Source organism: Limnobacter sp. MED105 (assembly GCF_000170915.1).
In the GTDB taxonomy this organism is placed as follows: Bacteria; Pseudomonadota; Gammaproteobacteria; order Burkholderiales; family Burkholderiaceae_B; genus Limnobacter.
Map to the genome: position 1 here is coordinate 18,619 of NZ_ABCT01000005.1, position 12,111 is coordinate 30,729.

The 12,111-nt window shown below is 54.0% G+C and carries 11 protein-coding genes and 1 pseudogene; 9 read left to right on the plus strand and 3 right to left on the minus strand.

The window, feature by feature from the left end; genetic code table 11:
- Positions 1–56: 56 nt before the first annotated feature.
- Together lysA and LMED105_RS16640 are read right to left on the minus strand one after the other, a co-directional pair.
- Positions 57–1,364 (minus strand): diaminopimelate decarboxylase, encoded by a 1,308-nt coding sequence (gene lysA / locus LMED105_RS06405; RefSeq protein ID WP_008249456.1) that lies wholly within the window; start codon positions 1,362–1,364, stop codon positions 57–59.
- Between the two features lie 77 nt (positions 1,365–1,441).
- Positions 1,442–1,549, minus strand: a pseudogene (locus tag LMED105_RS16640) (lipoprotein); the annotation flags it as partial.
- On the opposite strand from LMED105_RS16640, the gene cyaY reads away from it, so the two are divergent.
- Entirely contained in the window at positions 1,548–1,874 is a 327-nt protein-coding gene (cyaY, locus tag LMED105_RS06410) for an iron donor protein CyaY (RefSeq protein ID WP_008249459.1), read from the plus strand. The pseudogene LMED105_RS16640 and the gene cyaY overlap by 2 nt on opposite strands.
- 5 nt (positions 1,875–1,879) lie before the next feature.
- Here the strand turns inward: cyaY and LMED105_RS06415 are convergent, their stop codons facing one another.
- The gene (locus LMED105_RS06415) at positions 1,880–4,360 is read right to left on the minus strand and encodes a penicillin-binding protein 1A (RefSeq protein ID WP_008249461.1); all 2,481 of its coding nucleotides are present in this window, start codon (positions 4,358–4,360) and stop codon (positions 1,880–1,882) included.
- A gap of 180 nt (positions 4,361–4,540) precedes the next feature.
- On the opposite strand from LMED105_RS06415, the gene LMED105_RS06420 reads away from it, so the two are divergent.
- Genes LMED105_RS06420 through LMED105_RS06455 form a run of 8 tightly spaced genes read left to right on the plus strand, consistent with a single transcriptional unit; the run spans position 4,541 to position 12,106 of the window.
- Entirely contained in the window at positions 4,541–5,509 is a 969-nt protein-coding gene (locus LMED105_RS06420) for a hypothetical protein (protein WP_008249464.1), read from the plus strand.
- Positions 5,500–6,078, plus strand: coding sequence for a PilN domain-containing protein (locus tag LMED105_RS06425; protein ID WP_008249465.1), 579 nt, complete (start codon positions 5,500–5,502; stop codon positions 6,076–6,078). The genes LMED105_RS06420 and LMED105_RS06425 overlap by 10 nt, the downstream gene beginning before the upstream one ends.
- Positions 6,065–6,679 carry a type 4a pilus biogenesis protein PilO gene (locus LMED105_RS06430; RefSeq protein WP_008249467.1) on the plus strand — a complete coding sequence of 205 codons (615 nt, stop codon included), beginning with the start codon at positions 6,065–6,067 and terminating at the stop codon, positions 6,677–6,679. Before LMED105_RS06425 ends, LMED105_RS06430 begins: the two co-directional genes overlap by 14 nt.
- Positions 6,676–7,194, plus strand: a complete 519-nt coding sequence (locus tag LMED105_RS06435) for a hypothetical protein (protein WP_008249469.1) — start codon at positions 6,676–6,678, stop codon at positions 7,192–7,194. Before LMED105_RS06430 ends, LMED105_RS06435 begins: the two co-directional genes overlap by 4 nt.
- Complete coding sequence (locus LMED105_RS16215) at positions 7,191–9,272, plus strand: type IV pilus secretin PilQ (RefSeq protein WP_083797120.1); 2,082 nt, start codon at positions 7,191–7,193, stop codon at positions 9,270–9,272. The genes LMED105_RS06435 and LMED105_RS16215 overlap by 4 nt, the downstream gene beginning before the upstream one ends.
- Before the next feature lie 49 nt (positions 9,273–9,321).
- Positions 9,322–9,879 (plus strand): shikimate kinase, encoded by a 558-nt coding sequence (locus LMED105_RS06445; RefSeq protein WP_232222721.1) that lies wholly within the window; start codon positions 9,322–9,324, stop codon positions 9,877–9,879.
- Positions 9,876–10,970 (plus strand): 3-dehydroquinate synthase, encoded by a 1,095-nt coding sequence (gene aroB / locus LMED105_RS06450; protein WP_008249473.1) that lies wholly within the window; start codon positions 9,876–9,878, stop codon positions 10,968–10,970. The genes LMED105_RS06445 and aroB overlap by 4 nt, the downstream gene beginning before the upstream one ends.
- Positions 10,943–12,106, plus strand: a complete 1,164-nt coding sequence (locus LMED105_RS06455) for a deoxyguanosinetriphosphate triphosphohydrolase (RefSeq protein ID WP_369745931.1) — start codon at positions 10,943–10,945, stop codon at positions 12,104–12,106. The genes aroB and LMED105_RS06455 overlap by 28 nt, the downstream gene beginning before the upstream one ends.
- The last annotated feature ends 5 nt before the right edge of the window (positions 12,107–12,111 follow it).

The window sequence follows — 12,111 nt, forward strand, 5'->3', positions numbered from 1 at the left end:
CTGTGAAAAAGCCCCGGTTCACAACGAATCGGGGCTTTTTTTATACCGGGTAGAAATTAAACATCCAGTTCGGGGCGAAGCTGGTCTTCAATGGTTTCGCGCCGACGAATCAAAGTGACTTTGCTGTTTTCCAAAAGTACTTCGGCAGCACGGCCACGGCTGTTGTAGTTGGAGGCCATGGTTTGGCCGTAAGCACCCGCTGACAAAATGGCAAGGTAGTCGCCCTGTTCAATGGCGAGTGTGCGATTTTTTGCAAGCCAATCACCCGATTCACACACCGGTCCCACCACATCGTATTCCTGTGCGGCGGCATGCGGGTTGTTCTGAACAGCCACTACGCCATGGAAGGCTTTGTACATGGCCGGCCGCATCAAATCGTTCATGGCTGCATCCACGATCGCAAAGTGCTTACCTTCGTTTTCTTTCAGAAATTCAACCTGAGTCAGCAAAACACCCGCATTGCCCACAATTGAGCGACCAGGTTCGAATGACAAGGTGGGCATGCTTCGACCCTTGGCCTGAGCCCAGCTTTGGACTTTGGCGATTAATTTGGGCAGTACTTCAGCAGGTGTGGGTGGCGTTTCATCCAGATAACGAATGCCGATACCGCCACCGAGGTCGAGATGATTGATTTCAATGCCTTCAGCAGACAATTGGTCAAGCAAGGCGAGTACGCGGTCCAGTGCATCAAAATAGGGGCTCGCATCCGTGAGTTGAGAGCCAATGTGGCAGTCGATACCATGGACGTTTAGCCAAGGGTGCGCATTGGCAAATTGGTACACCCGTTTGGCCGCATTCATCGATACGCCAAATTTGTTTTCCTTCAGACCCGTGGAAATGTAGGGATGGGTTTTTGCATCGACATCGGGATTCACACGCAGCGACACATTGGCTTTCCGTTGCAATTTCTCGGCAACCAGGGCCACGCGCTCCATTTCGGCTTCAGATTCCACGTTGAAGCAGCCCACGCCTTGACCCAGTGCGTATTCAATTTCCTGCATGGATTTGCCCACGCCTGCGAACACTGCCTTTTCAGGAGCACCACCGGCTGCGATGACACGTGCCAGTTCACCGGCAGACACAATGTCGAATCCTGCACCCTCTTGAGCCAGCAATTTCAGAATATGAATATTGGAGTTGGCTTTGACGGCATAGCAAATGGTGACATGGGCCAAGCCCTGACAGGCGCTGGCATAAGCACGATAAGCTGCTTTGATGGAAGAGGCGGAATACACATACAAGGGTGTTCCGAATTCCTGCGCCAAACCGGAAAGCTCGGTGTTCTCGAACTGGAGTTCACCACTGGCTTTGTCGAACTGTAAGTGGGGGTTTAGGTCACTGGGATTCACTGAGTTGTTTTGCACGGTAAAATTTGCTCGAAATTGTAGGTTTAGCGGTTTTGCTGTTGTTCAGGTTTGTCGTAGCCAGCGGGCTTGGGCAGAGGGGCGGGTGGCTCGGGCAAATAAAGTGGTCCACGTTGACCGCAGGCATTCAGGCCCAGTGCAAACAGGGTGACAATGGCCAATGTTCTTAGAGGTGATTTTTTCATGACAGATACAGAATTCCAGGCAGTGGTGGACGCCACTTTGGTTCAAGTAGAAGAGTATATTGAATCCTTGGTCGATACGCTGGACCTTGATGCAGATTCAATGCGCTCGGGCAATGTATTAACCCTTGATTTTGAAGACAAAGGCAAGATGATTTTAAACAGCCAGGTGGCCAATCACGAGCTGTGGCTGGCTGCGAAATCGGGCGGTTTTCACTATCAGTATGCCAATGGCGAATGGTTGGAAACCCGCAGTAAAACCCCCTTTAAAACCCATTTTGTTGAGCTGTTGCGCGGCCAGCTGGGGCGAGACTGCCCCAGTTTTTAAGTTTTCTAGTTGTTGCCGAACAGCCGTTCTATGTCATCTCGAGGCTGTTCGCGCGGACGGGCGGGTGCCGCGTGGCTGGTACCATCGCCTCCTGAGGTGGGGTTGCCACCGATTGGTGCCTCACCGCTGCCCTCAAGCATGCCACCCAGGCCTCTCAGGAAGTTAAATAGGCTGGGAATGTCGTCGCCGCCACCGTTGACGTCAATCCGGGCCACACCGTTGCCCGGTGTGTATTCAGAGTAGTAATAATTTCCGTCGATGTACTCAATGCCTGGAGGAACCACCTGCGGTTTTTCAGGCGAGTCTGCCAGCGCAACTTTCATGTAATCAATCCAGATCGGCAGGGCCAGGCCGCCACCGGTTTCGCGAGCACCCAAGTTGCGGGGTTGGTCGTATCCTACCCACGCAACCGCTGAGATATCGCTGTTGTAACCGGCGAACCATGCGTCGTGGCTGTCGTTGGTGGTGCCTGTTTTGCCAACAATGTCTCCCCGGTTGAGCACTTTGGCCCGGGTGGCTGTGCCGCGCTCAACCACTTCGCGCAGAAGGCGGGTGGTCAGAAATGCATTGCGGGCATCGATCACACGGTTGGCTTCTTCGCCTGCAACTGCAGGACGTGCGCGAGCCACAATACGGCCGCTGCCATCCGTGATTTTTTCAATCAAATAGGGCTTTACGCGATAACCGGAATTCGCAAATACTGCAAACGCACTGGCCATTTGCAGGGGGTTTGTTGTAACAGCACCCAAGGCCATCGTGAGGTAAGGGGGCACATTGGCGGCTGGAAAGCCAAACTGCGTGGCCCAGCGCTGGCCGTACTGCGGGGTAATTTCTTGCAGCACCCGGATGGACACCATGTTTTTCGACTTGGCCAAGCCTTCTTTGAGCAGCATGGGGCCATCGTACTTGCCATCGTAGTTTTTCGGGCTCCAGTCTTTGCCACCTGGAGTGTCAGCGGGCACGAAAATAGGTTCGTCTGCCACCAGCGTGGTCGGCGTTATTCCTTTTTCAAGTGCTGCGGAATAGACAAACGGCTTGAAAGCCGATCCCGGTTGGCGTGTGGCTTGCGTGACGTGGTTGAATTTGTTGCGAGAAAACTCAAAGCCGCCGGAAAGCGCGCGGATTGCACCGTCTTTGGTGTTGATGGCGATGAACGCAGCCTCTACTTCAGGCAATTGCGTCAGCATGGGGGGCTGGTCTTTTCGTTTCAAAATACGCACGACAGCACCGCGCTTCAGTCGTTTGTTGGCCGGGGCGCGCTCATTCAACCAGCTTTCAGCAGGCTTCAGGCTTGCGCCGGTGAGTTTCAGAGGCTCACCTGCACCTTGCGACACCACCACTTCAGCAGGGCTGGCTGACAACACAACCGCGCTTTGCAGAAATCCGTAGTCGGTGTAGTCGCTGATGTTGTCACCGATGACTTCCTCGGCTTCCTTGGGGTCATTCGGCAGTTCAATGTAGCCCTCGGGGCCGCGGAAGAATTGACGCAGTTCGTAGTCCATCACACTGTTGCGCAAGGCGCGCTGGGCAGCGCGTTGTTCCTTGGCAATCAGGGTCGTGGTGACAGTGATGCCCGATGTGTAAGCCTCCTCGCCATACATTTCAACCACTGCCTGGCGCGCCATTTCGGCCGCATAGTCTGCATTGATGGTCAGGCCAGTGGTGGCTTCAATATCGTCGCCATTGGCTTTGCGATTGCGGTACACCAGCTCGGTGCTCAGGGCCTCTTCAAATTGCGCATCGTCAAGATACTCAAGGTCGTTCATGCGGCGCAGCACGTACTCCTGACGCACGCGGGCTCGACTTGGGTTCACGATCGGGTTGTATGCGGAGGGCGCTTTGGGTAAACCCGCCAACATGGCTGCTTCAGCAGCGTTGATGTCGCGCAGCGGTTTACCGAAATACACTTGTGAGGCCGATTGGAACCCGTAGGCGCGTTGGCCCAGGTAAATCTGGTTGATGTACAGCTCCAGAATTTCGTCCTTGCTCAGGCTGTCTTCAATTTTGTAGGCCAGCAGCACTTCGTACAGTTTACGGGTCCATGTTTTGTCGCGGGTGAGGAAGAAATTGCGGGCGACCTGCATGGTAATGGTGCTTGCGCCTTGGGTGCGCCCGCCCGAGGTGACGTTGGTCACCAAGGCGCGTGCAACGCCCATGAAATCGATGCCGCCGTGCTCATAGAATCGATCATCCTCTGCTGCCAAAATAGCTTGTTGCATGACCAAGGGCACTTCGGTGATGTCGACGGGGCGGCGGCGTTCTTCACCAAACTCACCGATCAGCACGCCGTCTGTGGTCAACACGCGCAGCGGTACCTTGGGTCGGTAATCGGTCAAGGTATCGAGGTCGGGCAGCTTTGGAAAAATAAGTGCCAGGGCCACGCCCACGAGCAATACGCCAGAAACACCCAAGCCGATCAGTACGGTGAGCGCGGTCGCAATAAAGCCGTCGGAGTGGTGCTTGAGGCGGATTTTGTTTGAATTCACAGGTCGGAACAGTGTTGGTGTTAGTGGCTACATTGTATCTGCCAACGCACGGGAATTTCCGATCGTTGACTCTAGTGGTGAATTCGTGCTCTCCCCCTAGTGGTTGTCCCCCTCCAATGAGGGTTAGCTGGCCACACCGAATTCTCTACCCTGAAGCTCTACCTTGCTCTGGGTTTATCCATGAAATCAGTTCGAAATTGGTTGTTCAGCTTACACGCAGGCGCGGCCCATGCTTTGTCTATCTCTTTCAGTGGGGGTAGGTGGCGGTGGGTTTACGGCGAAATTGAGCGTCAAGGTTGCCTGTCATTCAAGTCGGTTCGTGCGTCGGGTGGCGGTACCTCCGAGCTTGTCCCTCAGGATGATGCCCTGTTGAGTTCGGCATCGCTGGTGCAAGCGATCCGTGCTGCAATTCAGGCGCTTCCTGCGACCTTGCCCAAACCGCAGTTCGTGGTGGTTTCTGTGCCATCCAAACATGCTTATTTGGGTGAGATTGGCGTCGCCAAAGATGAGCGAGAAAACTTGATTCGTTTCCAGATTCAGGAATTGATGGAAGCGGCCGCAGGGGAATCGGAGCGTGAGGCTGCTTTCGATTGGCAAGTGAAGGCAGAACTGTCGGATGGCAGTGTCAGCCTGGCTGTCGCCGGGATTGATCAAAAACAGGTTGATGAAATCATGCGCGCTTGTCAGTCCTGTGGCCTGACATGTCTAGGCATTACGCTGGACACCGTTGCTGCCATGAATGGCTATTTGCAAATGGCCCCTGCTGCTTTGAAATCGGTAGATGTCCGTTTTCTGTTGCATGGTGAGTTGTCCCGACATCATGTTCGATTGGCGGTGTTCTCTCAGGGCGTGCTTTTCAATGAAAGTTGGGAACACAGCGAAGAGGGTTTCTCGGTGGTGCAGGCAGTTTCAGCGCTAGAACGGCTTGTATCGACATGGACAAGGGACGGTGCCCCTGAGGAGGTTGCCTCGGTACGCCTTATTTTGGGGGGTGAGCTGATGTATGCCAAAGGATGTGAGTCGACTGCCAAGCGCAGTCAGACCCTGTCACCACGTTTGATTGATATTTCCCCTCGAAAAGAATTGCAGGGCCGCTGGCATGACGATGTGGTGCCATTTGGCGCCCTGGAGGCCATGCCATGCGAGTAATTTTATTCAATCTTTACCCCTACCGGGCGCTGCGAGAGGCGCGCAGAAAGCGACGTTTGATCGCCGAGTTGACCGTGGGTGCGTTGCTGGGTTTGGGTGCCTGCTATGCGATTGGGAGCGAATTTAGTGCACGCGTGGCGAGGCAGGAGGCATTTCTCGGTAATTTGAGCGCGATGGAATCGGAAATGGCCACCCGGGTGACCGAGGTTCAGGCCATGAAGGACAAAGTTGCGGTGCTGAATCGCCAGGTTAGCGCTTTGGAGGCGGTGGAGAAGGAATCGATTCTTGCAAGTCGTTGGGTTTCATACTTGGACGGAACAGTGCCTTCGAATGTGTCGATGACTCGCTTGTTTGTGAGCAAAGATGTGTTGATTGTCAACGGGTTTACCGATGCGGTGTCCAGTCTGGCGCAGTGGGTGGACCAAATGGAGGCCGGCAACGGTTTGTTCGAGTCGGTCGACCTGGTGTCGGTGACAGAGCCGAAGAAAACGGTTAAGGGTGTGGTGGATAACCGTCATCTATTCGAGATTAGAGCCATTTTGAGAGGTGCTGAACATGCGCCTGGATGAAATGAATTTTCGGGACTTGGCCGAAGAGTTGCCCTTGCTTCCTTTTTCAAAAAGGCTGTTGTTGATTGCGGGGCTTTGGTTGGTGTTTTTGATACTGGGCTTTCTCCTGTTCTGGAGAGACAGTTTGACCATCAGCACACAACTCGAAACCAATATTCAGGAATCTTTGGCGCGACTTGACACGCAATCTCGGTTGCTGCTGGACCGGCCTGCCATTGAGGCTGATTTGGCTGAGTTGGAGGTTCAATTGCCTTTGTTGAAAATGGCACTGCCTTCCGAGCGCGAGCTGGCCTCGCTGCTGGGGCGAATTAATGACCTGATTCTCGACTACGAGCTAAAGCTTGCCGAGTTCACACCCAAAGAGCCACTGAACCGCGAAGTGATGCGCGTGGTGCCTGTGACCATCAGTGTGCGTGGCGATGGCGATGCAATAGCACGTTTGCCGAATTATATTGCCGCGCTTAGCCGCCAGGTGAGCTTGAAGGAGTTTGACATGGCGTACTTGCCGGACGACGGTGGCTGGCAGATGACTGGAGAACTAAACGCCTTTGCACAACTGCCCTTGAATGCAACGCAAACAGAAGAGGTCAAAAATCCATGATGGACTTTCTGTTCGCGATATTGTTGGTTCCCTTTTTTCCGCAGTTGGGCGACCCCAATGACAACCACGCAGCAGCCATGGCTGAGTTGGATCAACGTTTGAACGCAGGTCAGAAACCAGCCGGGATTGTTTCCGAGCCGGTAGATTCACGTGCGTTACAACGCGCGCCCACACTGAGTGTTCGTGCGGCGGATTTACCACCAATTACTGGTCGTTTGTTTCAGTGGTCAACCGCCCAATGGGGCGATGAGGCCGATCGGCGTGCAGCAGTTGACTTGTCGGCAGATTCTTTGCGCCTGACGGGGCTGATTGAATCGGCGGGTCAACGGGTCGCTATTTTGAGCGACGGACAAGTCGATCACGTTGTGGGGGTAGGCAGCTACGTGCTGGGCCTGTACAAGGTGACCTCGTTTGGACCAGGGCAAGTTGTTTTGTCGCGAATTGATTCCAGAGCGGGAGAAAAGCGCCTGGAACTGAACTTGATGCCAGTGAACACACCCGAGGATGCTCAATGAACAATCAACTACTTAATCCCGCGTGTGTGCACATGTGCCTCAAAGCGTTCGCAATGCTGGTGGGTTTGCAGCTGCACTGTCATGTTCATGCTTTGTCTGTGGTGGACACCAAGCTGGATGAGCGGGCCGATGAAACCCGCGTTACGCTGCTTTTTGATCAGGCTTTGGAGGGCAAACTGGGTCTGTTTCGAATCGCAAATCCGGCGAGACAGGTGCTTGATTTTCCGGTGGAACTGGACAATAGCTCGCTTCCTATCGATTGGTCGCCGCGAGGCAGAATCAAAAAAACCCAACTGATTTCAGCAGGCGGAAAAACCCGATTGGTATTTGAGCTGGCGCAGAATTACGAGGTGCTTCTTGACCAGAAAGAACGCGCTATCGAGCTGAGATTCTCGGGCCCAAAACCCTTCATGCCCGATGGCGGACAGGCAGCGGTACTGCCTGAGCACAGCGCATTGAAAGACACAGTTGCGCAGGCGATGGGAAAGCCCGTGGTGATTGCAGAGGGTCCAGTCATGCAAGCCTGGAAGCTGGATCGCATTGCAGGTAAATGGTTGCTTCGGATGGAATTTGACAGGCCCAACATTGTTGCCGATGCAGTGCTCTTGAACAATCAGTTAAAAGTCAGGTTTGCAAATGTGCGCCTTGCGCCAGGGGTTGCGCTACAGCTTCAAATTCCGGGTGATTCACCTATTGCTCAACTCGAGCTAAAGCCAGGAGACTTGGCATTGACCGTGCAGATGCAATTGAATGGAGCCACTCACTTGGTGCGACAACGTGGACCCGTGGTGGAAGTTGAGCTAAGCCCGGCGCAAAACAAGGCTGCGCCAACGAAGGCCATTGAACTGAAGGCTGTCACTTCAGCGCAGAGTGTGGTGGCCAGATACACCGGCCGACCGATTACGCTGGACTTCAAGGATGCGGACATACGCACAGTGATGCAGGTGTTTGCAGACTTTACAAAAATGAATCTTGTATTGAGCGATTCGGTTCAGGGCAAGGTGACTGTATTTCTGAAAGACGTGCCCTGGGATCAGGCGCTGGACATTGTGATGCGCTCCAAAGGTTTGGTGTCGAGCCAGGCGGGCAATGTGTTGTTGGTCTCTACACCCACCGATGTCACCAATGATCAGTTTCAGACTGCCAACCGGCGCGCCCAGGACGAAATGGAGCCCTTGGTGTCCAAGGTGTTTCAGGTCAGTTATCAAAAAACAGCAGACTTGGTGGCGTTGATCAAGTCAGAGGACTCCAAACTGTTGTCGGCTCGAGGTACCCTGATTTCAGACGAGCGCACCAGTCAGATTTTTGTGCAAGACACGCCGACCCGGCTTGAGCGAATCAGCATGATTGTCAACGGTCTGGACAAGCCCGTGAAGCAGGTGATGATTGAGGCGCGCGTGGTGCTCGCCGACACCTCCGTGTCCAGAGATTTGGGAATCAGGTTGAGGGCCTTGTCCGCTCGGGCAGACCCAGGTTTTGATGAGGTGGGGGATCAATTTGGCAGTGGTAATTTCGTAAACACGGGCGTTGAGAATGCAACCAACCTCGGCTACACACTGTTCAATGCCAATTCAACACGCTTGATCAATCTGCAGCTACGGGCTCTTGAGCTTGAAAATAAAGTACGCACGGTTTCCAATCCCAGAGTGATTACCTCGAACAAAGAACCAGCCTTGATTGAGCAGGGAACCGAAATCCCATATCAAATTGCCACCAGCAGTGGCGCAACAGCCACTGAGTTTAAGGAGGCCAATTTGAAGTTGGCTGTGACACCGCAAATTGCACCCGACGGTACGGTGCTGCTGGATGTTGATGTTGCGAAAGACTCCATCGGAATCGAGACTTCCAACGGACCCGCCATCGACACCCGCCGAGTGAAAACCAAAGTATTGGTCAGCGACGGCGGCACCGTGGTTCTGGGGGGAATCTTTGAGGAGGATGACAATGTGCTGAATGATAAAACCCCGTTTCTGGGGGATATCCCGGGGTTGGGTGTCTTGTTTCGTGGCAAAAATGAATCCAGGCGTCGGGCTGAATTGTTAATCTTTTTGACGCCGGTTGTGCTCACAAGCCAATAACACAAGCTTTACCGTACAATGATTTGATTGTTCACAAAGATCTAACGAAGTGTCTAATCAATGCATTGTGCTGGTGGGCATGATGGGTGCCGGCAAAAGCACAGTCGGCAAGGCCTTGGCCAAGCATCTGTCCTGGGAATTCACTGACACCGATCACCTGATCGAGCATCAAACGGGTGTCAGCATTCCTGTTATCTTCGAAATTGAAGGCGAGGCCGGTTTTCGTCGACGTGAATCGACAGCGCTGGCCAGTTTTGTTGGCAAAGAACGGCAGGTCATCGCCACAGGCGGTGGCATTGTTCTCGCTCCGGAAAATCGTGAAATTCTCAAGCAAATTGGCGCTGTGGTGTATTTATGCGCCTCGGCGGCTGAGCTTTACCAGCGCACTCGATTGGACAAAAACCGGCCTCTGCTTCAAGGCCCCAATCCCCGCCGTAAAATCGAGGAACTGCTGACAGCACGCCTGCCCTTGTACAAAGAATGTGCAGATGTGGTGGTGGAAACCGGGCGTCAGCCTGTGTATCAGATCGTGCAGAAGATCAGTCAGGCATTAAAATTGGGTCAAAAAGCACCCGACACCGAACAGAAGGCCACCGGAACAGAATGAGTCACTACACCCTTGAAGTTGATTTGGGCGAGCGCAGTTACCCGATACATATTGGCGCTGGTCTGCTGGCGCGGGCAGAACTGTTCAAGCCGCACGTGGCTGATAAAACGGTCATGATCTGCACAAACACCACAGTGGGGCCGTTGTACGCGGACAAACTGAAGGCCAGCCTGCAAGAAGCGGGTGCAAAACAGGTGCATATGGTGAGCCTGCCGGATGGCGAGGAATACAAAGACTGGCCGACCCTGCAGCGTGTGTTCGATGCCTTGCTGCAGAACCACTGTGACCGCAAAACCGTGCTGGTGGCGCTGGGTGGCGGTGTGATCGGTGATATGGGCGGTTTCGCGGCGTCCGCCTTCATGCGCGGTATTCCCTTTATTCAGGTGCCCACCACCTTGCTCAGCCAGGTGGACAGTTCAGTGGGTGGCAAAACAGGGATTAACCACCCTTTGGGCAAAAACATGATTGGTGCGTTTTATCAGCCGCAAATGGTGTTGACTGACATTTCCACCCTGAGCACCTTGCCTGACCGTGAATTGAGCTGTGGCCTCGCTGAAATCATCAAGCACGGCGCAATTGCTGACACCGAATATCTGGACCTGGTTGAGTCCAATATGCCCGCCCTGCTGAACCGCGATCCGGAATTGCTGGCGCTGGTGGTTAAACGTTCTTGTGAAATCAAGGCCGATGTGGTGTCAAAAGATGAGCGTGAAGGTGGCATACGTGCAATCTTGAATTTCGGCCACACCTTCGGGCATGCCATTGAAGCAGGTATGGGCTATGGCCAGTGGTATCACGGTGAGGCAGTGGGTTGCGGCATGGTGATTGCAGCCGATTTGTGCCGCCGTATGGGCCGCCTGAGTGTGGAAGAGTCTGCACGTCTAAAGAAAATTGTGATTGATGCCCGGCTGCCAGCCATTCCGCCACGCTTGGGCGTGGAAAAGTTCATGGAATTGATGGCGCACGACAAAAAAGCGGACTCTGGCTCGATTAAATACGTGTTGTTGAATGGCTTGGGTGGTGCATCCACTTCGCCTGCCGACGAAGCGTTGGTGCGGCAAACATTGCAGGAAATGGGGGCAGGGGACTAACAGTGCGCAACTTCGAACTCAGTTTGGCCCCTTATGCAGTCAGCTCCACGAACACGCGTGGCCGGCTGCATCCTGAAAAAAGCCCGGAAGGCCGGACCGAGTTTGAACGTGACCGTGACCGCATTATTCACAGCGCGGCTTTTCGCCGCCTGGAATACAAAACCCAGGTGTTTGTAAATACTGAAGGCGACCTGTATCGCACACGCCTTACTCACAGCCTGGAAGTGGCGCAAATTGCACGCAGCATTTCCCGCAACCTGGGTTTGAACGAAGAATTAACCGAGGCGGTGGCACTGGCTCACGATTTGGGCCACACCCCGTTTGGCCATGCCGGGCAAGATGCGCTCAATGAATGCATGGCCCCGCACGGTGGGTTCGAGCACAACTTGCAAAGCTTGCGGGTTGTGGATGAGCTGGAAGAAAAATATGCCAGTTTCAATGGCCTGAACCTGTGCTTTGAAACCCGTGAAAGTGTTTTGAAACATTGCTCAAGGCCCAACGCCGAGAAGCTGGGCGAGGTGGCGGATCGGTTTTTGAGCAATCGCCGCCCAGTGCTGGAAGCGCAAGTGACCAACCTGGCCGATGAAATTGCCTACAACAACCACGACATTGACGATGGTTTGCGCTCGGGCCTGATCACCCTGGAACAAGCGGCCGAGGTGCCACTGTTCAAGATGCATTTGGACCGCGTGAAAACCCGGCACCCCAATATTGAAGGGCGCAGGCTGATTCATGAAACGGTGCGGGGCATCATCAATGCGCTGGTTCAAGACCTGTTGCATGAATCGGAGCGTCGAATTCAAACCATGAAACCCACCTGTGTGGCCGATGTTCAACTGGCCGACAAGCTGATTGGTTTCAGCCCGGAAATGGCTGAGTTGAACCACGCCCTGAAGGTGTTTTTGCGCAAAGCGCTGTATCAACACTATCAAGTGCTGCGCGCCACGCTGAAGGCCCGGCGTGTAGTTCAAGAACTGTTCCATATTTTTATGGAAGATCCGCGGCTGTTGCCCCCCCAGTTTTTTCAGCGTTCCGAGGCCGATATTCCCCGCGCCATTGCAGACTACATTGCCGGCATGACTGACCGCTATGCCATGAAAGAGCATCAGCGCCTGACTGTGCCCGGCGTTCAGTAATACCA